Source organism: Streptomyces sp. NPDC026589 (assembly GCF_040638385.1).
Lineage (GTDB): Bacteria > Actinomycetota > Actinomycetes > Streptomycetales > Streptomycetaceae > Streptomyces.
In genome coordinates, this window is sequence record NZ_JBEZYG010000017.1 from 159,069 (window position 1) to 181,094 (window position 22,026).

General features: G+C 72.6%; 12 protein-coding genes and 1 pseudogene. 12 read left to right on the forward strand and 1 reads right to left on the reverse strand.

Annotated features, from left to right (window positions below):
• Positions 1-53: 53 nt before the first annotated feature.
• From AB0F29_RS27710 to AB0F29_RS27745, 8 genes are all read left to right on the forward strand, one after another.
• Entirely contained in the window at positions 54-1,409 is a 1,356-nt protein-coding gene (locus AB0F29_RS27710) for a tetratricopeptide repeat protein (protein ID WP_361877231.1), read from the forward strand.
• Positions 1,406-3,142: a nickel transporter gene (locus AB0F29_RS27715; RefSeq protein WP_361877234.1), complete on the forward strand. Its 1,737-nt coding sequence runs from the start codon at positions 1,406-1,408 to the stop codon at positions 3,140-3,142. Before AB0F29_RS27710 ends, AB0F29_RS27715 begins: the two co-directional genes overlap by 4 nt.
• A gap of 279 nt (positions 3,143-3,421) precedes the next feature.
• The gene (locus AB0F29_RS27720; RefSeq protein ID WP_361877237.1) at positions 3,422-4,402 is read left to right on the forward strand and encodes a hypothetical protein; all 981 of its coding nucleotides are present in this window, start codon (positions 3,422-3,424) and stop codon (positions 4,400-4,402) included.
• Complete coding sequence (locus AB0F29_RS27725; RefSeq protein ID WP_361877240.1) at positions 4,384-4,722, forward strand: hypothetical protein; 339 nt, start codon at positions 4,384-4,386, stop codon at positions 4,720-4,722. The genes AB0F29_RS27720 and AB0F29_RS27725 overlap by 19 nt, the downstream gene beginning before the upstream one ends.
• Before the next feature lie 169 nt (positions 4,723-4,891).
• Positions 4,892-5,338, forward strand: coding sequence for a hypothetical protein (locus tag AB0F29_RS27730; protein ID WP_361877243.1), 447 nt, complete (start codon positions 4,892-4,894; stop codon positions 5,336-5,338).
• A gap of 275 nt (positions 5,339-5,613) precedes the next feature.
• The gene (locus AB0F29_RS27735; protein WP_361877246.1) at positions 5,614-7,263 is read left to right on the forward strand and encodes a DUF4331 domain-containing protein; all 1,650 of its coding nucleotides are present in this window, start codon (positions 5,614-5,616) and stop codon (positions 7,261-7,263) included.
• 200 nt (positions 7,264-7,463) lie between these two features.
• Positions 7,464-7,988: a class F sortase gene (locus AB0F29_RS27740; RefSeq protein WP_361877249.1), complete on the forward strand. Its 525-nt coding sequence runs from the start codon at positions 7,464-7,466 to the stop codon at positions 7,986-7,988.
• Between the two features lie 534 nt (positions 7,989-8,522).
• The gene (locus tag AB0F29_RS27745) at positions 8,523-9,179 is read left to right on the forward strand and encodes a fasciclin domain-containing protein (protein WP_361877252.1); all 657 of its coding nucleotides are present in this window, start codon (positions 8,523-8,525) and stop codon (positions 9,177-9,179) included.
• A 157-nt stretch (positions 9,180-9,336) separates the two neighbouring features.
• On the opposite strand, the gene AB0F29_RS27750 is transcribed toward AB0F29_RS27745, so the two are convergent.
• A complete protein-coding gene (locus AB0F29_RS27750; protein ID WP_018961674.1) occupies positions 9,337-9,645 on the reverse strand; it encodes a hypothetical protein in 309 nt (102 codons plus the stop codon).
• 425 nt (positions 9,646-10,070) lie between these two features.
• Between AB0F29_RS27750 and AB0F29_RS27755 the strand changes: the two genes are divergently transcribed.
• From AB0F29_RS27755 to AB0F29_RS27770, 4 genes and pseudogenes are all read left to right on the forward strand, one after another.
• Entirely contained in the window at positions 10,071-20,549 is a 10,479-nt protein-coding gene (locus tag AB0F29_RS27755; protein ID WP_361877255.1) for an amino acid adenylation domain-containing protein, read from the forward strand.
• Positions 20,546-20,752, forward strand: coding sequence for an MbtH family protein (locus AB0F29_RS27760; protein ID WP_018961672.1), 207 nt, complete (start codon positions 20,546-20,548; stop codon positions 20,750-20,752). The genes AB0F29_RS27755 and AB0F29_RS27760 overlap by 4 nt, the downstream gene beginning before the upstream one ends.
• A 79-nt stretch (positions 20,753-20,831) precedes the next feature.
• Positions 20,832-21,854, forward strand: coding sequence for an ATP-binding cassette domain-containing protein (locus AB0F29_RS27765; protein WP_361877259.1), 1,023 nt, complete (start codon positions 20,832-20,834; stop codon positions 21,852-21,854).
• Positions 21,851-22,026: pseudogene (locus AB0F29_RS27770) on the forward strand (ABC transporter permease); the annotation flags it as partial. The gene AB0F29_RS27765 and the pseudogene AB0F29_RS27770, both read left to right, overlap by 4 nt.

A 22,026-nucleotide genomic window follows, 5' to 3' on the forward strand; every position in this document is an offset into this window, starting at 1 on the left:
GCCCGGCCCGGGCACCGCGGCTCCAGCGGTATCGAACCTTCGGGAGGGAACTCGTGCACCCGGACCACACCGAACCCCCGCGCCGGCCGCCACCCGCCTCGCACGGCGGCAGGCGGCTGCGGAACATCGTGGTCACCCTGGCCCTGGGCGCGGCGATGTTCGCCGCCGGAGCGGTCATGCCGGCGCTCGATCAGACCACTGCTTCCCGTACGTCGGGCCAAGGCCGGCCCGGGGCTTCTCCACCCCGTGGGTCGATCGAGGCGCTCCAGGCCCGGGTCACCCGCCTGCCGAAGGATCCGGGGGGCTGGGCCGCCCTGGGAATGGCTTACGTCCAGCAGGCCCGTGCCACCGCCGACCCGGCCACCTACGACCGGGCCGAGAAGGCGCTGCGTACCTCGTTCACGGTGCAGGCCGAAGACAACACGGACGCCGAGACCGGCATGGGCGCCCTGGCCGCGGCGCGCCACGACTTCCCCGCCGCGTTGCGCTGGGCACGCAAGGCCACCGCCAGTGGCCCGTACAGCTCCTCCGCCTACGGAGTCCTGGCCGACGCGTACACCCAGCTGGGCCGCTACGACGAAGCCGACGAGGCCGTCCAGAAGATGACGGACCTGCGCCCGGACGCCGCTTCCCTGGCCCGCGCCTCCTACGCCTTCGAGCTGAAGGGGCAGACCGACCGGGCCCGCGCCCTCATGCGCCGGTCCCTGGCGGCAGCGGCGAGCCGGGCCGACACCTCGTTCGCCCACAACGTCCTGGCCACCCTGGACCTCCAGGACGCCGACCCACGAGCCGCCCTGCCCCGGACGCGGACCGGGCTCAGGGCCGCCCCGGGCGATTCGGCGCTCCTGGAGACCCGGGCGCGCGCTCACCTGGCCCTGGGCGACACCGCCAAAGCCCTCGCCGACTACCGGGCGGCCGTCGCCGTCGCGCCCCTGCCGCATTACCTGCTGGGCCTGGGCGAACTCGAACAGTCCCTGGGCCACCGCGAACAGGCCGAATCGCAGTACACCCTCCTGCGCGCACAGGACCGCATCCGACAAGCCGCGGGCGACCCGGCCGACACGGACGCCATCCTCTTCGAAGCGGATCACGGCGATCCACGACGCGCCGTCACCATGGCCGAACAGACGCTGCGCACCCGGCCCTTCGTCGCCGTCCACGACGCGTACGCCTGGTCCTTGCACCTGGCCGGCCGGGACACCGAAGCACTCGTCCAAGCCGGCAAGGCCCTGGCCACGGGGATGCGCAGCGCGCTCTTCCACTACCACCGCGCCGTCGTCCATCACGCACTGGGCCATACCGAAGCCGCCCGCCGGGACCTGACCGAAGCACTCCGTGAGCCTGCCTTCCACCCCCTGCACGCCACCGCCGCCCGTGACCTGCTCCAGCGAATCGACACCACGCCATGAACCACACCCTGCGCCAAGCCGTCACCACGCTGACCGCCGCCATCCTCGCCGCCGTCGCGAGCGTGGCGGCGGCCCCCGCGGCTGCTGCCCACCCCTTGGGCAACTTCAGCGTCAACTACCACACGGGGCTCGTCCTTCGACCCGACCGGATCGACGCCCTGATCGTCGTCGACCGCGCGGAGATCGCGGCGCTCCAGGAGCGTCCCGTCGTCGACTCCGACCACGACGACGCCGTCAGCGACGGTGAGTCGCGCGCCTACGCCGAGGAAGCGTGTTCCGGTCTGAGGAGACAGCTCCACCTGAGCCTGGACGGTATCCGGGCGGACTGGAAGCAGTCCTCGGCCGCCCTGGTGTACGAGAACGGGGAAGCGGGTCTGAAGACCAGCCGCCTCACCTGCGAGCTGACCACTCGGGCCGCTCTCACCGAGCCCACCGGCATCCGAGCCGAGACGGACTACGACACCACCCGCATCGGCTGGCACGAGATGACCGCCAGCGGCCAGGGCGTCAGGATCACCCGCACCGACGTACCAGCGGCCTCCGCCACCCGCGAACTGCGCCAGTACCCGCAGGACCCCCTCGCCTCCCCGCTCGACCAGCGCACGGCATCGCTGCGCAGCGAACCCGGGCAGGGCACGGGCGTCGTCCCGGCCGTGGTGGCGGACCTCCCCGGCGCGGATGTGATCAGCGGGGTGCTCGCCAAGGTCACCGGGGCCTTCGACTCGCTCGTCGGCGCCCGCGAGATCACCTTGCCGGTGGGGCTCCTGGCTCTGTTCCTGGCGCTGGTCCTCGGGGCGTCCCACGCGGCGATGCCCGGCCACGGCAAGACCATCATGGCCGCCTACCTCGCGGGCCGCCGCGGCACCAGGCGGGACGCTCTCACCGTAGGGGCCACCGTCACGCTGACGCACACGGCCGGCGTGCTCGTCCTCGGACTCGCCCTGCCCGTCTCCACCCACCTGGCCGGAGAGGCCGTCCTGATGTGGCTCGGAGCCGCCAGCGGACTCCTCGTCACCGGCATCGGTCTCTGGCTCCTCACGGGAGCCCTCCGGGGCAGGCCGCAGCACAACCACCATCATCACGGCCCGGGCCACAGCCACAGCCACAGCCATGCCGACCACGAGCACGGTCACGGTCACAGCCACACCGACCACGAGCACGGCCATGGCCACGGCCACACCGACCACGAGCACGGTCACAGCCACGGCCATGGCCACGCTCACGACGATGGGGCCGACAGCTCTCATCACCACGGGCCCGTCGCCCCGGCCCTCGAACGTGACAGCGCGTCGACCGGGGAACCTCATGCGACTTCCGCGGTCGCGACACTCGCCCCGCCGGACCACGAACACCACTCGGCCGACACATCGACGGCTCCCCGAAAAGTTCGTCGCACGAGCCGCCCCGGCCTCATCGGCATGGGTATCGCCGGCGGGCTGGTCCCCAGCCCCTCCGCCCTCGTCGTGCTCCTCGGCGCCGTCGCCCTGGGACGCACCGCCTTCGGCGTCCTCCTCGTCATCGGCTACGGGCTCGGAATGGCCGCCACCCTCACCCTCGCCGGACTCCTCCTCGTACGCCTGCGCGAGCGCATCGAGAGCCATGACCGCGCCCGGACCCTCCGCCAGAACCCCCTGCTCCGGAAGCTGGTCCGGACCGGACCCGTCATCACCTCGCTCCTCGTCGTCGCCGTCGGCCTCGGCCTGACCCTGCGGGCGGCAACCGGGAACGGCTAGCCGCCGCCGACCGTCTCGCGGGAGAAGCCACATACCGAGGAGGCAGCCCCTCTTCCACCACCGCGAGGAGCCCGCGCGACGCATCCGCAGCGCGTCCATGAGGCTCCCTCCTCGTATGCGGCGACAGCCGACCGTCCGCGAACCGGGCGGCGGCATGCGGCGGATGCGCCCCGGGTACGCATAGGAGGTCCGCTCACCCCGAGCGGAGGCGGCGGGGTGAGCGTGAACGCTGGGAACGGACTTCTGGTACTGATGGGCTCCGGCGAGACCAGCCCGACCATGGTCACCCTGCACAGGGAACTCGTCGGCCACTTGGGCAAAGACGCCGATGCGGTGATCCTGGAGACACCGTACGGATTTCAGGTCAACCGCGACGACATCTCCATCCGTGCCCGCGAATACTTCCGACGCTCCGTGGGCCTCGCGACAGTGGTCGCTCCGGACACGAGCGCAGACGCCCCTTCGATCGGTGCGCCGGGCGCCGACGATGCGGACAAGGTACGCGACCTGGTGCGCAGGGCGGACTGGGTGTTCTCGGGGCCCGGCAGCCCGTCGTACGCACTGAACCGCTGGCACACCCTGCGTCTGGGCGAGATCCTGCGCGAGCGGGTGGCACGCGGGTACGGCGTGACGGTGATGGCCTCCGCGGCGGCGTGCACCGTGGGGTTCGCGGCGCTGCCCGTCTACGAGGTGTACAAGGCCGGACATCCTCCCGCATGGCTCACCGGGCTGGATCTGCTCGGGGCGCTCGGCCTGCCGGTCGCGGTGATCCCGCACTACGACAACGCCGAGGGAGGCACGCACGACACCCGCTTCTGCTACCTGGGCGAACCCCGCCTCGCCGCCCTGGAGCAGGAACTCCCCGAAGAGAGCGCCGTCCTCGGGATCGATGAGCACACGGCTGTCATCCTCGATCTCAGTACGTCGCTGGTACGTGTGTGGGGCCGAGGTGTCATGACGATCCGGCGGCGGGGAGCCGGCCTCCTGGTGCCCGGCGGCACCACGCTGCCCCCGGAGCAACTGCGCGACCTGGTGACAGGAACGGAACCCGCGGTGGTCCCCTTGCCTCGCCGTCCTGCCGATACCGATACCGATACCGATAGCGATGGCGGTGTCGGCGCCGCGCCACCACGGCCGGCGCCGGGGGTGCGGCGACACTGCGGGAGGCCGTCGCGGCAGCGGAGTCGCGGTTCGACTCGGCGCAGGGGGCGCGGGACGCCGGGGCCATGGCCGAGGTGGCGGTGGAGCTCGAGTCGGTGATCGCCGCGTGGAGCGCCGACATGGAGGAGGACCAGGGCGGAGAGTGGGCCCGCACGGTCCTGCACGGCCTGATCCGCCGTCTCGCCCGGGCCGCCGGACGCGGTCTGAGTGAGCCGGAGCGCACCCTCGGGCGGATCCTGGTTCCCCTTCTCGACCTACGCAGGAGGCTGCGTGCGGACGGCGCCTACGACCTGGCGGACGACGTGCGCGAAGCCGTGGCGGACGGCGACGTCCGGCTGCACGACACCGCGGAGGGCAGCGAATGGCGGTGGGAGGAAGAGACCGACGACCAGCAGACCGGCTCACGTCCGCAGGCATAGAGACCACCATCGAGCCCTTTTAGGACGATTTGCGCACTTACATAGTCTTTGCAATAAGATCGGCAGAGGGTCCCTGCCCTCCGGACCATCCCGCCGATGTTGGAGCCGTGCACGATGCCGCTCGCCCCCCCACGAAGCGCCTGATGCGCCGCCCGTCGCCGTCGAAGTGGTGCTGCTGCGGCACGACCCGAGCGAGGGCTTCGCCTATCGCCGGCTGATCACGGCGCTCGGCAGGGGAGTGAGCCCGGACCGTGCCGCAAGGGGTCTCGCGCTCCTCGGCGAACACGACGAGACGCATATGGTGCACTCCACCAGCTGGCGCGCCACTCCCGAGGGCGGCGTCACGCTGACCTACCTCGTCCACCCGGACCCCGCTCCGGACCGGCCCGGCACCCCGCTCCCGGACCCGCACCGGATCGCCCGCTCCCCGAGGCCGGGCCATCCGTCCCCACCGGACCTGGAAGTCGGCCACGTCGTAGCGCACGCCGTTCGTCATCTCGCCTTTCTCGTAGCCGGCGATCCTGTCATCGCCGCCCACATCTCCGCCTGGCCCGACCTGGTGCACGCCTTGCGCTCCCTGCCCCTGGCAACCGCGGGAGAGATGGCGCACGCCTGAGCCTCCGCCGCAGCGATTCCATCCGGCCGGGCCGGGCCCTGACCGGGGCGCGCCCGTTCAGCTCAGCCGTCGTTGCGGGCGCAACACACGCATGGTGACCTGAGGGCAGCCCAGCGTCACATCATGGGACTTCGGCGGCGCTCTCCTCGTTGCTCAGGACGAGCTCACGCGGGCCCATACGGCGCTCGGAAGCTTCAGCTCCCAGCCGCCCCACCTGGACTTACCGGAGGGCAAGCGGCTCTCACCGGAAACGGACCCCCATGCACGCTCCCCGCATGCTCCGACGCCGCCCCGCGTCCCGTCGGGCCGAACGCACCCTCGCCGCCACCGGCGCACTGGCCCTGCTGACCGCGGCGGCGGCCACCGGCCTCGCTCCCGCCTCCAGCTCGGCCTCCAGTCACCGCGAGGCGCCGCTGATCGCCGGGGACCCGAGGGCGGACAACACCGACGTCTACGCCTTCACCAGCCCGGACAAGCCCGACACCGTCACCCTGGTGGCGAACTGGCTCCCGTTCCAGGAGCCCAACGGCGGACCGAACTTCTACCCGTTCGCCGAGGACGCCCGCCACAACATCAAGATCGACGCGGACGGCGACGGCAAGCCGGACACGACGTACACGTGGGAGTTCACCGACCACGTCCGCGACGACGCCGACCAGTTCCTCTACAACACCGGTGTCGTGAAGTCGGTGAACGACGAGACCCTGAACTTCCGCCAGACCTACAGCCTGAAGGTCACCGACAGCAGCGGGACCACCAAGACGCTCCTCAAGGACTCCCCGGTAGCGCCCTCGAACGTCGGCAAGGCCTCGATGCCCGACTACGCCTCCCTGCGCAAGGAGGCCGTGGTTCCGCTGCCGGGCGGCGGGACGACCTTCGCCGGCCAGGCGTCCGACCCGTTCTTCCTGGACCTGCGGATCTTCGACCTCCTGTACGGGGGCGACCTCTCGGAGACCGGCCAGAACACGCTGGCGGGCTACAACATCAACACCCTCGCCATCCAGGTGCCCAAGTCGACGCTGGCGCTCAAGGGCGACGCCAAGCGCAACCCCGTCATCGGCGTGTGGTCCACCACGGACCGTAGAGGAGCCGACGTCACGGGCGCCGACGGCAAGGACAGCGAGGACGCGAAGGCGACCGGGGCCCGGGGTGCGCGGGCCAAGGACGGAAACACCGACGAGTGGCGGCAGGTGTCCCGTCTGGGCAACCCGCTCGTCAACGAGGTCGTCGTGCCGCTGAAGTTCAAGGACGCCTTCAACGCGCTCAGCCCGGAGAAGGACGCCACGGTCACGCCGGTCGTCGACAAGGTCAAGGACCCCATGGTCCCCAAGCTCATCGAGGGCATCTACAAGGTCCCCGCCCCCGCCACGCCGCGCAACGACCTCGTCGAGATCTTCCTCACCGGGATCTGCAAGGAGTGCGGCCCCATCAAGGCGGACCTCAACTCGCAGCGTCTCAACCAGGACGTCGACAAGTCCGCGGTCGTCCCCGCGGAAACGCTGCGCCTGAACATGTCCGTCCCGCCGGCCGCCAAGCCCAACCGCCTCAGCGTCCTCGGCAAGGACCTGGCGGGCTTCCCCAACGGCCGCCGGCTCAACGACGACGTCGTCGACATCGAGATCCAGGCACTCGAAGGCGCCGCGCAGACCGGGAAGATCGTGCCCGCCCTGGCAGCCGGCGACGCCGTCGACACCCCCTACCGCGAGCCGGGCGACAGCTTCCCCTACGTCGCGCTCCCCAACACCGCGGCCGTCAACCAGGCCGACTCGCTCCACCCCGACGGTGGCGTCGGCGCCGGCCTCGGCGGCCTCGCCTCGGGCGACGGATTCCCCGTCGCGCCCGCCGCCGCCCTGGGCGGCGGGGCGCTCCTGGCCGTGGCCGGGGTGCTGGCACTGCGCCGACGACGCGGCGCCGACCAGGCATGAGCAGCCCGTTCCTCCCCGGTCGTCCGGCCCGCCGGTGGCGGGCCGGACGACCGGGCCACGGCACGGCCGCCGGCCGCCGGCCACGACGCATACCCGGTCGGCGTCATGCCGCGGGGTTCGCCGCCGTCGCCGTCGGGACGGCCCTGGCCTGGGTCGGTGTCTCAGCGCTGGGAACGGGCCCCGGGGGGACGCCGACACGCATGGACCGAGGCAGCCTGCCGGTTCACTCCGGTTCCGGTCGACCGGCGTCCTCCGAGAGCCGGACGCCCGCGGCGCCGACCCACATACGCATACCCGCCATCTCGCTCGACCAGCCCCTGATCAGCCTGCGCGTCCAGCAGGACGGCCGTCTCGGCGTTCCCGGCGAACCGGGAGACGTGGGGTGGTGGAGCGACGGCCCCCGCCCCGGTGGCCCCGGCGCGACGATCGTCGTCGGCCACGTCGACTCGGCCACCGGCCCAGGGGCCTTTCACGGACTCTCCACGCTCGACCCGGGCGACGAGGTGACCATGGTCCAGGAGGACCGGTCCACCATCGCCTTCACCGTCCGGGCGCTTCGCCAGTACGGGAAGGACGCCTTCCCCGACAGCGAGGTCTACACGACCGGCGGACCACCCGCCCTGCACCTGATCACCTGCTCGGGCACCTACGACCGCAGCCGCCGGGAGTACCGGGACAACCTCGTCGTCTACGCCACGCTCGACGACGCGAGCCTCTCCGGTTGATCTCTCCCCGCCGCCCCGGCCATCTGCTCGCGGTGAGGTCCGTCGCGGGGCGCCCAGGAGAGTAGCGCCCCGCGACAGCTGTCCTCCACGGGCCTTCCACCGTGGGGAACGGATGAGGCGTCCATCCCCGATGGATGCCTCGACGTGTGCGGTGCTTCCTCCGAACAGCCGCTCACATGGGGCATTCGCCACCGCCCGCGCGCCGGATTGGTCGTCCCGCGCACTGCACCCGGACGGCTCAATGGATGTCCCGGGCTCGGACTTTCTCGCCCTCGGACCAATCCGCTGTCGCGGCAGCCCCGAATAGCAGACATGACGATCAAGGCGGCACCGGCGCGGCGCGAGCACCACCTTCGGCGCACTGCACGGTCGACTGCGTTGACCGTCGTCTCTGTGTCCCGACGCCTGACCTGACGTCAGCGCTCGCCACGCCCGAGCCACGCCCGAGCCATGCCTCACCACGCCCGAGCCATGCCTCACCCACGCCCCTTGTCGACACCCAGCGCAACCGACCGAGCACACAGGAGAACGTCCGTGAACGCCTTCCGCTTCCGCCGCGCCGCCATCGCCGTCACCGCCGCCGCCGTCCTGCCCCTCACGCTGACCGCCTGTGGCGGGGACGACAGTTCCTCCGACACGGCCGCCGACAAGGCGAGCAGCTCCGCCCCCGCCGACGAGAAGTCGAGCCCGGCGGCTGACGGCGCCGCCGCCGCGGACGGCCCGTTCGGGCCGGCCTGCGCGTCCGTCCCCCAGGACGGCGCGGGCTCCTTCGACGGCATGGCCCAGGACCCGGTCGCCACCGCCGCCTCCAACAACCCGGACCTGTCCACGCTGGTCACCGCGGTCAAGAAGGCCGGCCTCGTCGACACCCTGAACAACGCACAGAACATCACCGTGTTCGCGCCGACCAACGATGCCTTCGCCAAGATCCCCAAGGCCGACCTCGACAAGGTCCTGGCCGACAAGGAGATGCTCACCAACATCCTCACCTACCACGTCGTCGGCGAGAAGCTCTCCCCCGAGCAGCTGGAAAGCGGAACCTACGACACCCTCCAGAAGTCCGCCCTCGCCACCAAGGGCTCCGGCGAGAACTACACCGTCAACGACACGTCCAAGGTCGTCTGCGGCAACGTGCCCACCGCCAACGCCACCGTCCACATCGTCGACACCGTTCTGATGCCCAAGGCCTGACCACTCCCGCGGCCTGCACGCCGAGCCCCGAGTCGCCTCCAACGGACTCGGGGCTCGGCGCAGGCCGACCAAGGTTGCCGGCAAGCGGACCCTTCCGGCCTCGGAATCACCGGTCACCTCTGGACCTGGAGCAACGACGCTCCAGGTCCAGCTGCGTTCACGGACGCACAGTGCACAGGGCGAGAAGGCAGAGGTTGAATCCCTGGGTGTTGCTGGGACCCGTGTGGCCGCCGGGTCCGGATTCGCCGACGGTGCACCGGGCCAGCAGGCAGAGATTTCCGCCCTGTATTCCCCGGTAGCGGGCGAACGGGCCGGGAGAAGTCCCGCCCTCGCGCGCGGTAGGCGCCTGGCGGGGCGCGACCTCCGAAGAGGCGGCGGCCGAGGCCGTGGGTGCGGACGCCAGCAGCACGGTGCCGACGAGGGCTCCGACGAGCTGCCACCGCAGAGCGGGAACAGGCATCTTCATCATGTTCTCCTTTTCGCATTCCGGGACGTGGAAACGCAGTGTCCGAACGAACGTCCGGACATCACCACTTCGGTACGGAGCCCTCCACGGATGGGTGTCTGGCGTGAAGCCGCCTGCCGATTGGCTGATACGCGCCAGCTAACTGCAAAAGATCGGCCCACTGATGTGCCGTGCGCCACATGAGCAATCCGAGGCTGATGTGACTCCGAACGACTGGTGTGAAGGCCCCGTTGGGGCGACGTCAGCGCAACGGAGGCTGTCAACGTGCACCGGCCTGAAGAAGCGGACGCTTCGCGATCGCGATGTGTACGCGCTCGACCGGGACCGGCAGTTCCCGCGACCGGCCCCGACCCGTCCCGCTCCGCCCTGCCGCACATGCGCGCCCCGGCCCATGCCGCAGGTCTCCCCCACCGAGGTGAATTCGCGTGACCGACGTACCGCACACCGGAACCCCGACGACCACCCTGCGCCTGACCGCCGCTCAGCAGGGAGTCTGGTTCGCGCAGCGGCTCGACCCGGCGGATCCGGCGTACAACATCGCGGAGTACGCCGATATCCAGGGCCCTGTGGAACCGGAACTGCTGCGCCGCGCGGTCGGCCACACCGCGTCCGAGATGGAGGCTCTGCGCACCGTCTTCGGTGAGCGGGACGGGGTTCCCTTCCAGCGCGTGCAGGAGGGTGCGTCCATATCCATGCCGCGGGTGGACCTCTCCGACGAGGTCGACCCGCACGCGGAGGCTCTGCGGCGGATGCGGGTGTGTCTGGCCGAGCCGGCCGACCTGTCGGCCGGGCCGCTGGTCCGTGTCACCCTCTACCGGCTCTCTCCCTCGCGCCACCTCTTCCACCAGCAGGTGCACCACCTGGCGCTCGACGGCTACGCGGCGGCCCTGGCTCTCTCCCGTATCGCCGAGGTCTACACCGCTCTCGTCCACGCCCCGGATGTCCTTCCCGAGCCGCGTCCCGCGGGTTCTCTCGCCGCGCTCATCGAGGAGGAGGACGCTTACCTCGCGTCCGAACAGGGCGCCCGGGACGAGAGGTTCTGGGCCGGGCACCTCGTCGGCGCCGTGACGCCCGAAGCCCCCGCACCCTCAGGTACGAGGAGGAAGTACGGGACGGAGTCGGTGCGACGGGTCTACAGCCGGGCGGAGACGGCACGGCTGAAGGCCGCCGCCAAGCGGGCCGGAACCGGCTGGCCGACGTTCGTCATGGCGGCGCTGGCGCTGTGCCTGCACCGGGAGAAGGGCCTCGGCGAGGTCGTGCTGGGCCTGCCGGTCACCGGTCGGCGCACTCCCGCGGCACGTTCGACGCCCGCCATGCTCAGCTCGATCCTGCCGATGCGACTCGCCGTCTCCCCCGCCGACCGGGTGGCCGATCTGGCGCGCCGGGCCTCCGCCGAAGCCCGTTCCGTACTGCGTCACCAGCGTCGGCCGGCCGAGGTGCTCCGCCACCAGCTGGGGTTGACCGGGACGACGACGGCGCTGACCGGACCGTCCGTCAATATCCTCGCCTTCGACGACGCCCTGCGGTTCGGCCCTCACCCGGCGACCCTGCACAACCTGTCGATCGGCCCGGTGGAGGACCTGGCTGTGGCCGTGCACGCCTCCTTCGGCGACGGTGGTATGCACGTCGATCTGCTGGGCAACGCCGCGCGCTACGGTCAGCAGGACCTCGTGGGGCCGCATGAACGCCTGTGCCGGGTTCTCGACGCGTTCGTGGAGGACCCGGAGCGGACGGTCGGAGCGCTGAGCCCCGTCGCCGAGGACGAACAACGGCGAGTGCTCGGCCTCGGCGCCGCTCAGCCGCCGGGAAGTGACGCCCCGGAACCGTCCCCCTTGACCGAGCAGTTCGCCCGGCAGGCGCGAACCACCCCCCACCACACTGCCGTTGTCTGCGACGGCACGACCCTCACCTTCGAGGAACTCGGCCACCGGGTGAGCCGCCTGACGACCCTGCTCGCCTCGCGGGGCGCCCGGCCCGGCACCCGCGTCGCGGTGGGACTGCCACGCTCCACGGACCTGGTGGTGGCGATGCTCGCCGTGATGCGGACGGGGGCCGCGTATCTGCCGCTCGACCCGTCCTACCCGGCGGACCGGCTCGCCTTCATGATCGACGACTCCCGGCCAGTGGTCCTGGTGGCGACCGCGTCATCGGCGGGCACGATCGACCCTCGGGGTACGGTCCCGCGCATCGACCCTCGGGGTACGGTCCCGCGCATCGACCCCTCGACGGCACCGGCCGGCTTCCCGTCCGGTGCCGTCGAGGAGCTGCCCGGACCCGGACCCCAGGATGCCGCGTACGTCATCTACACCTCGGGGTCCACCGGCCGCCCCAAGGGCGTGGTCGTCGAGCACCGCTCCCTGAGCAACCTCCTGGAGCACCACCGCCGGGAGGCCCACACCCTGGCCGAGGAAGCTCTGGGGCGACGGCTGCGGGTGGCGCTGTCCGCCGCGACCTCCTTCGACGCGGCCTGGGATCCGGTTCTCTGGATGGTCGCCGGACACGAGTTGCACATCATCGCGGACGACGTCCGCCGCGACCCCCAGGCGCTGGTTCGGTACCTCGTCGACCATCGCGTCGACGCGATCGAGACGACCCCCACCTATCTGCGGCAGATGCTGGTGGCGGGGCTGCTCACCTCCGAGAGCCACCGGCCGCGTGTCATCGCCCTGGGCGGGGAAGCTGTCGACGACGGGCTCTGGGAGGAGCTGGCCGCCGATCCCGACCTGCTGGTGTTCAACTTCTACGGACCCACCGAGACCACCGTCAACGCCGTGACCGCCCGGATCACCGGTGCGTCCCCCGTGATCGGGCGCCCCGTCACCGGGGCCGGGGCCTATGTGCTCGACCCGTCCCTGCACCCACTGCCCAGAGGATCGGTGGGCGAGCTGTATCTGTCGGGCGAGGGCGTGGCACGCGGATACGCGGGCCGTCCGGGGCTCACGGCGGAACGCTTCATGCCGGACCCCTTCGGCCTTCCGGGTGCCCGGATGTACCGCACCGGTGACCTCGCCCGGTGGGGCGAGGGCGGCTCACTGGAGTTCGTCGGACGCAGCGACCGGCAGATCAAGGTGCGCGGTGTACGGGTCGAGACCGGGGAGATCGAGGCCGCGCTGCGCTCTCTCCCCGGTGTCGTGGACGCCGCTGTCGCCCTGACCACCGCGCAGGACGGTCCCGAGCGGCTGGCCGCGTTCCTGGTGGCCGGAGCGGATGCGCCCGCTCACGCGGAGACGCGCGACGCGGTCGCGGCCCTGCTGCCCGGCCCGTTGGTGCCGACGGCCTGGGCGACGGTGGAACGCCTGCCGCTCACCCCCAACGGGAAGCTCGATGTGGCGGCTCTGCCGCCGGCGCTGCCGGTCGCGTCCGACGGCGGTGCCCCGCGCACCGCCCTGGAGGCCCGCATGTGTGCGGTCTTCGCATCGTGTCTGGGGGTGGACCGGGTCGGCCGGGACGACGACTTCTTCGCGCTGGGCGGCCACTCGTTGCTGGCGATGCGGCTGATCGGCCGGATCCGCGACACGTTCGACGCGGAGGTGCCGATCAGCACCCTGTTCACCACACCCACGCCGGCCGGCCTGGCCGCGACGCTGGGCGAAGCCGTCCGGGCCCGGCGTTCGGTGACGGCCCTCGCCCCTCGCCCGCGACGGCTTCCCCTCTCGTTCGGGCAGCAGCGGCTGTGGCTTCTGGAGACGCTGGGCGACGCGGGTGCCTCCTACCATCTGCCGGTGGCGCTGCGCCTGCGCGGGGCCCTGGACCGCGACGCTCTCGAACTGGCGCTCCACGACGTCGTGGAGCGGCACGAAGTGCTGCGCACGATCGTGGCCCAGACCCCGGAGGGTCCGTGCCAGAGGATTCTGCCGCCCGCGCGGCTCCCGCATCCGCTTCTGCGGGTCATGGCGGCCGGTGAGCCGCCGGCGCCGGACGGCACACGCTTCGACCTGGAGCACGAGATCCCTTTGCGCGCCCGGCTGTTCCCCGTGGGCGCCGAGGAGAACGTCCTGATCGTGACGTTGCACCACATCGCCGCCGACGGATGGTCGATGGGGCCGCTCGTACGGGATCTGTCCACCGCCTACGGCGCGCGCTGCTCGGGACGGGCACCCGGGTGGGACGAACTGCCCGTGCAGTACGCCGATTTCGCGCTGTGGCAGCGTGACCTGCTCGGAGATCCCGACGCGCCGGACAGTCTCGCGCGCCGCCAGCTCTCCTCCTGGGCGGACTCGCTGGCCGGGCTGCCGGAGGAGTCGTCGTTCCCGATGGACCGACCGCGCCCGGCCCGCTCCTCCGGACGGGGCGGGAGCGTCCCTGTGCGGATCGGGGCGCAGGACCACCGGACGCTGGCGAGACTGGCCAGGGACCACGGCGCGAGTTCCTTCATGGTGCTGCACGCGGCGCTGGCCGCCCTGATGTCGCGCCTGGGCACGGGCGAGGACATCGCCGTCGGCACCCCGGTGGCCGGCCGTACCGACGACGCGCTCACCGAACTGGTCGGCTTCTTCGTCAACACACTGGTCCTGCGGGCCGACACCTCCGGCTCCCCGGCGTTCCGTACGCTCGTGGACCGGGTGGCGCGTACCGACGTGGCCGCCTACGCGCACCAGGACGTCCCCTTCGAGCGGGTGGTCGAGGAGCTGGCGCCGCCACGGTCACTCGCGCGCCATCCGCTGTTCCAGGTGATGCTGAGCCTCAACAACACGCCCGCCCCCCGCCCGCACCTCGACGGTCTCACGGTCGGCCACGAGAGGTCCGTGGGGCGGTCGGGCTCCAAGTTCGATCTCAGCTGGGACCTGTCCGAGCACCACGACGGCCAAGGCCGCCCGGACGGGATCACCGGTGAGCTGGAGTACGACGAGGACCTCTTCGACCGTACGACGGCGGATCGGTTCGCCGAGCACTTCACCCGCCTCCTGAGCGCCCTGCTCTCCGAGCCGGACCGTCCGACGACGGACGTCGGATTCCTGACTTCGTCGCAGCGCGCGGCGGCACTGGACGAACTGCCGCGCACCGCGCGGAAGCCGCTCGGCGCGTCGCCGGGGGCGGCCGGCGGCGACGGGACGGTGCTGGACGTCCTGGCGACCCGCGCGGCCGTCCAGCCGGACCGCACGGCGGTCGTGGCCGGCGACGAGCGCCTCACCTTCGGTGAACTGCGCCTGCTCTCGGACCGCCTGGCCTGCTCGCTCAGGGGCCGGGGGGTCGAGGCCGGTGACCGAGTGGCGGTGGCACTGCCCCGCACCGCCCTCGCCGTCGTGGCGGTGCTGGGCATCCTGCGAGCCGGGGCGGTGTACGTCCCGCTCGACCCGGCGCAGCCCGCGGCCCGGACCTCGCTGATCCTCGACACCGCCGCCCCGCGCCTGGTGCTGGCCACCTCCGCCACCCGGCCGGCTCTCCCGGACGCGGCCGACGTCCTCCTTCTCGACGAGGCCGCCGAGCAGGAGGACACCGTCGCGGTGACCATGCCGGTGCCGCCCCGCGGCCGTGACGCCGCGTACGTGCTGTACACCTCCGGATCCACCGGGCTGCCCAAGGGCGTCGTGGTCGAGCACCGGTCTCTGGCCGCGCTGCTGGCCCATCACCGCGACCGGCTGATGGGCCCCGCCGAGGCGGAGAACAACGGGCTCCCGCTGCGGGTGGCGCACACGGCCGCGATGACGTTCGACGCCTCCCTCGATCCACTGCTGTGGATGATCGCGGGCCACGAACTGCACCTCGTGGACGATCTGACGCGCCGGGACCCCGAAGCCCTCACCGCCCTGATCCACGACCGGGCGATCGATGTCGTGGAAACCACCCCCTCGTTCGTCGAGGAGCTGCGCTCCTGCGGCCTGTTCGCACCCGGCCGGTCTCGGCCGCGCGTGCTGGCACTGGGCGGGGAGGCCGTACCGGCTCCGCTGTGGCGGGAGCTGGCCGCCCTGTCCGACGTGGCGGTGTGGAACCTGTACGGCCCCACGGAGACCACCGTGGACAGCGTGATGGGCCGGGTCCTGCCCGGCGTGCGACCCCACCTCGGAGATCCGGTGGCCGGCGCCCGGGCCCGGGTCCTGGACCGGCGGCTGGAGCCGGTCGCCCCCGGGGTGACGGGAGAGCTGTATCTGTCGGGCCCGGGTGTCGCCCGGGGCTACGACAACCGCTCCGGCGCGACGGCGGAGCGCTTTCTGCCCGATCCGTACGGGGCGCCGGGCTCACGGATGTACCGCACCGGTGACCTCGCGCGCCGGGTCGAAGGACGTCTTGAGTACCTGAGCCGTGCCGACGGGCAGATCAAGATCCGCGGTTTCCGGGTCGAGACCGGCGAGGTCGCGTCCGCCCTGAACGCCCACAGCGACATCGCGCAGTCGGCGGTCGCGGTCCGCTCCGGCTCCGGCTCCGACTCGGGGGCAGCGCAGCTGGTCGCCTGGGTCGTGCCCGCCGGCCATCGGGACCTGTCCTCCCGGGAGTTGCGGGCCTTCGTCGCGCGGCGGCTGCCGGCCCACATGGTGCCTTCGCTGATCGTGCCGGTCGCCGCCCTCCCCCTGACCCCGCACGGGAAGGTGGACTTCGCGGCGCTTGCCCTGACCACCGTCGCGGAGAGCGCCGATGGGGAGAAGCGGGCACCGCGGTCCGCCCCGGAGGAGATCCTCTGCGCCCTGTTCGCGGAGAGCCTGGAGCACGAACGGGTCGCCCCCGACGACGACTTCTTCGAGCTGGGCGGACACTCGCTCCTGGCGACCCGGCTGATCGGCCGGATCCGCTCCGCGTTCGGCGTCGAACTCCCGGTACGGGCCCTGTTCGAAGCCACGACCCCCGCCGCGCTGGCCGAGCGGCTGGAGGGAGCGGGCGCGGCGCGGCCCGCGCTGCGGCGGGTGCCCCGCACGGAACGGCCACCGCTGTCCACGGCCCAGGAGCGCCTGTGGTTCCTGCACCAGCTGGACCCCGACGCGGCGGCCTACCACATGGCGTTCGCGGTCCGGTTGGACGGCAGTCTGGACCGGCACGCCCTGCGGCGTGCGCTGGGTGATGTTCTGACCCGGCACGAGATCCTGCGCACGGTGGTCGAGCCCGGCGACGGCGGCCCCCGTCAGCATGTGCTCGCGCCCGGTGACGCACTGCCGGAACTCCCCGTCGTGCCGGTCGGGAGGACACAGCTGGGCGAGGCACTGCGCGAGGCGGCGGCCGAGCCCTTCGACCTCACGCGCGACGTCCCCCTGCGGCCGGTCCTGTTCCGGAGCGGTGAGGACCGGCACACCCTGCTGGTCACCGTCCATCACATCGCGGCGGACGGATGGTCCATGGGGCCGCTGGCCCAGGACCTGGCCGGCGCCTACGCGGCGCGGTCCGCCGGGCGAGCACCGAACTGGGCGCCCCTGCCGGTCCAGTACGCGGACTACACCCTGTGGCAGCGCGACCTGCTCGGCAGCTTCGAGGATCCCGTCTCCGCGGCCTCGGCCCAGCTCGCCTTCTGGAAGGACCGCCTGGCCGGCGCCCCGGAGGAGACCGCCCTGCCCACCGACCGCCCCCGGCCCGCCTCGCCGAGCGGCCGCGGGGGCACGGTCCCGGTACGCGTACCGGAGGAGACCATGGCGGAGGTGGCGCGGCTGGCCAGGTCGACGGCCGGCAGCACCTTCATGGTCCTGCACGCCGCCCTGGCGGCGCTGCTGCACCGGATGGGCGCCGGCGGCGACGTCACCATCGGCACCCCGGTGGCAGGGCGCACCGACGAGGCGCTCGACCCCCTGGTCGGCTTCTTCGTCAACACCCTCGCTCTGCGGACGGACCTCGGCGGCGACCCGGACTTCACCGAGCTGCTCGCCCGGGTACGGGAGAGCGACCTGGCCGCCTACGCCCACCAGGAGCTTCCCTTCGAGAGGCTGGTGGAGGCCGTACGGCCGACGCGCTCGCTCTCCCGCCACCCTCTCTTCCAGGTCATGCTGACCCTCAACAACCACCGGCCGCCCCGGCTGGACCTGCCCGGCCTGGAGGCCCGGCTGGAGGGGGTCGACACCGGAGGCGCGAAGTTCGACCTCTCCTTCTCCTTCACCGAGCGCACGTCGGCCGGGAGCGGCGGAACCCACCTCGACGGAACGCTGGAGTTCAGCCAGGACCTGTTCGACACCGAGACCGCCGTACGGATCGCCGACCGGTTCACCCTCCTCCTCGCGCACGCGGTGGGCGACCCCGCCACGATCGTCGGCGACCTGCCGCTGACCAGCACCGGAGAACAGCGACGGCTGCTGGATCTCGGCGGTGGCGCCGGCGTGCTCCGCCACGACACCGCGCCTCCCACGACGGTGCTGGACCGGTTCGCGGCGACGGTGGCCGCGGCGCGCAGCGGTGACATCGCGGTGACCGCCCCGGACGGCAGCCTCTCCTTCACGGAGCTGGACGCCCGCTCCGACCGGATCGCCGCGCTGGTCGCCCGGGCCGGTGCGGGCGCCGGAGACCGGGTGGCCGTGCTGCTGCCCCGCGGCACCGACTCGATCGCCGCCCTCCTCGCCGTACTCAAGGCCGGGGCCGTCCACGTCCCGGTGGACGACTCGCTCCCGCAGGCCCGGATCGACGCGGTGCTGGCCGACGCCCGCCCGCACACCGTGCTCACGGCGGACGCCACCCACAACCGGGCACCGGCCTGGCACCGTCTGAACCTGGACGCCCCGGACTCCGCCACCGCGCCCGCACCCCTGCGGGAGTGGGCCCGGCCGGGACCCGCCGAGCCCGCCTATCTCCTGCACACCTCGGGCTCGACCGGCCGCCCCAAGGGCGTCCTGGTCGGCCACGGCTCCCTGGCCCGGCTGCTGGAACACCACCGGCGCCATCTCTTCGGGCCCTCGGTACGGGCGGCCGGAAAACCCCGGCTCGATGTCGCGCTGACGGCCGCCCTGTCCTTCGACGCCGCGTGGGACCCGGTGCTCTGGATGCTCGACGGACACCGGCTCCACGTCCTGGACGACCTGACCCGGCGGGACCCGGAGGCCCTGGTCGAGGCGGTACGCGTCCTGGGCCTGGACGTGCTGGAGTCCACGCCCACACATGTCCGGCAGTTGCTGAACGCCGGGCTGTTCGCCGGGAGCGGCCGGGCCCCGTCCGTGATCGTCCTGGGCGGCGAAGCCGTCCCGGCCGGCCTCTGGGACGACCTGCGGGCCCGGCCGGGCCTGACGGCCTGGAACTTCTACGGGCCCACCGAGGCGACGGTGGACGCCCTCACCGCCGAACTCCGGGCGAGCGGACGGCCCGTACTCGGCACCCCGGTCGAGGGGACGGCCGTACGGCTCCTGGACGACCGGCTGCGACCGGTCCCGGTCGGGGTGACCGGCGACCTCTACCTGGCCGGGGCCGGCCTGGCCCTCGGCTACCACGGACAGCCCGGTGGGACCGCGGACCGTTTCGTGCCCGATCCCTACGGCCCGGCGGGAACCCGCATGTACCGCACCGGGGACCGGGCCGTACGGACGCCCGACGACGCTCTGGAGTTCGCCGGGCGCTCCGACGACCAGGTCAAGGTGCGCGGGTTCCGGGTGGAGCCGGAGGGGGTCGCCGCCGTACTGGCGGAGCACACCGACGTCGCCCAGGCGGCGGTGGTGGCGCACGGCGAGGGCCCCGGAGGCTCCCGCCTGGCCGCGTACGTGGTGCTCGCCGACGCCCAGTCCGCCGCCCCGGCCGGGAGCGGTGCCGTGGACCGCGCCGCGCCCACCGGGCCCGCGCGGTCCGGCTCCGAACGGCTCGACGGGGTGCGGGAGCACGCGGCGGCCCGGCTGCCCGGGTACATGGTCCCCTCCGGCTGGGTCGCCGTGGACGGCATCCCCCTGACGCCGAACGGGAAGCTGGACCGGAAGGCCCTGCCCGACCTCCCACCGCAGGCGGGGCCGGCGGACACGGGGCGCAGCCCCCGTAACCCCCGGGAGGACGTGCTGTGCACGCTGTTCGCCGAGGTGCTGGAGCGCGAGCAGGTCCTCATCGACGACGACTTCTTCGCCCTGGGCGGTCACTCCCTGCTGGCGGCGGGCCTGATCCGCCGTATCCGTGACGCCCTGGGTGTGGACGTCAGCATCCGCAGCCTGTTCGAGGCGCCCACGGTCGCCGCGCTCGCGGAGCGGATCGGCGCCGGCGTCCAGGACAACCCGCTGGCCACACTGCTGCCCCTGCGGACCAGGGGCGGCCTGCCGCCGCTGTTCTGCGTCCACCCGGCCGGCGGCCTGGCCTGGGCGTACGCGGGGCTGCTCCCCCACCTCGGCAACGACCGGCCGGTCTACGGGCTCCAGACCCCGAACCTGGACGGCACCGAGCCCTTCCCCGACAGCATCGAGGCGATGGCCGCCGTGTACGTGGCCGAGCTGCGGGCCGTCCAGCCGCACGGCCCGTACCACCTGTTCGGCTGGTCCTTCGGCGGCAACGTCGTCCAGGAGGTCGCCGTCCAGCTCCAGGAGGCGGGCGAGGAGGTGGGCCTGCTGACGATCCTGGACGCCTTCCCTCTCGCCCCGCTGGACGATCTGGACAGCGCGAGCAGGGACACCGTCTTCCGCGCCCTGCTCACCAACATGGAGGTCGGCCAGGAGGCCCTGGAAGGGGACGGTCCGGTGGAAGCCGCGGCCGTACGGGACCAGTTCCTCGCCGGCGGCAGTCCGCTCGGGTCGCTGGAACCGGCCACGATCGACGCGATGGTGGACAACTTCGCCGGTCAGGCACGCCTGATGCGGAAGTACACCCCCCGTGTCTTCCACGGACCCGTGCTGTTCTTCACCGCCACCGAGGGCCGCCCCCGGGACACCTTCGACCTGTCCCTGTGGGGCCCGTACGTCGACGGACCCATCGAGAACCACGACGTGGCGTGCGCGCACGCCCAGATGATGCGGCCCGCCGCGCGGGAACAGATCGGCACCACCGTCTCGGCCGTGCTCGCCGCCGGCCACCGCACCGAACAAGGAGACCCGTCATGACGAATCCCTTCGACGACCCGCAGACCCGGCACCGCGTCCTGGTCAACGACGAGGGACAGCACGCCCTGTGGCCGTCGTTCGCGGCGATGCCCGCCGGCTGGGACGAGGTGTTCGGCCCGGCGGAACACGCGGCCTGCCTGGAGTACGTGGAGGTCAACTGGACCGACATCACCCCCAGGAGCGCCCGCGCAAGGGTGGCGTGATCCTGCCTCTCCTGCCCCCTCTCCCCGGTCACGCCGGACCCACGCGCCCGCCGCACCCCACGCATCACGAGAGGCACCCATGACCGCCCCGCCGACCCTTCCGGCGATACGCGCCGAAGGACTCACCAAACGATTCGGGAAGAAGCAGGCCCTGGCCGGGGTGGACCTCGAAGCGGCTCCCGGCACCGTGCTGGGGGTCCTCGGCCCGAACGGCGCGGGGAAGACCACCACGGTGCGGGTGCTGTCGACGCTGCTGCGACCGGACAGCGGCCGGGCCTGGATGGCCGGCCACGACGTCCTCGCCGACCCGGAGGCCGTACGCCGCGACCTCGGGCTCTCCGGCCAGTACGCCGCGGTCGACGAGAAGCTGACCGGCCGGGAGAACCTGTACCTCGTGGCCCGGCTCTACGGGTTCGGCCGTCATGCCGCCCGCCGCAGGGCCGGTCAACTGCTGAGCGGTTTCGACCTGGAGGACGCCGCGGACCTGCCGAGCGGAACGTACTCGGGAGGCATGCGCAGACGGCTCGACCTGGCCGGCGCGCTGGTCGCGCGGCCGGCCGTGGTGGTCCTGGACGAGCCCACGACCGGCCTCGACCCCCGGGGCCGGGCCGACACCTGGCAGGCCGTCAGGGACCTGGTCTCCGAGGGGACGACCGTGCTGCTCACCACCCAGTATCTGGAGGAGGCGGACCAGTTGGCCGACGCCATCGTCGTCATCGAGGGCGGACACGTGGTCGCCCGCGGCTCGGCCGCCGAACTCAAGGCGCGGGTCGGCGGCGAGCGGCTCTCGCTGACCGTCGACGAACCGCGGCACCGGGTCACCGCGGCGGAGATCCTGGTCACGCTCGGGGAGCACCTCCCCGACCTCGACCCGCGCACCGGCCGCCTGACCGTCGCCACCGATCACGGCGCGCAGAGTCTGGAGTACGCCCTGGGCTGCCTGCGGCTGGCCGGCATCGCCGTCCGGGACGTGGAACTGGCCCCGCCGACCCTGGACGACGTGTTCCTCTCCCTCACCGGCCGCCCCCTGGAGCCGGGCGGACCTACGGCCTCTCCGGCGGCCTCGACAGGCACCACGGCGACCGGGGGCGATGGCCGGTGACCGCGGTCCAACGTCTGAGCCGCGACTCCTCCATCGTGGCCTGGCGCAATCTGCTGAACCTGCGCCGGACACCGGGGTCGGTCATCGCGGCCCTGGTGCAGCCGGTGATGTTCGTCCTGCTGCTCGCCTACGTCTTCGGCGGAAGCCTCGGCGGGGCGGAGTACCGCACGTT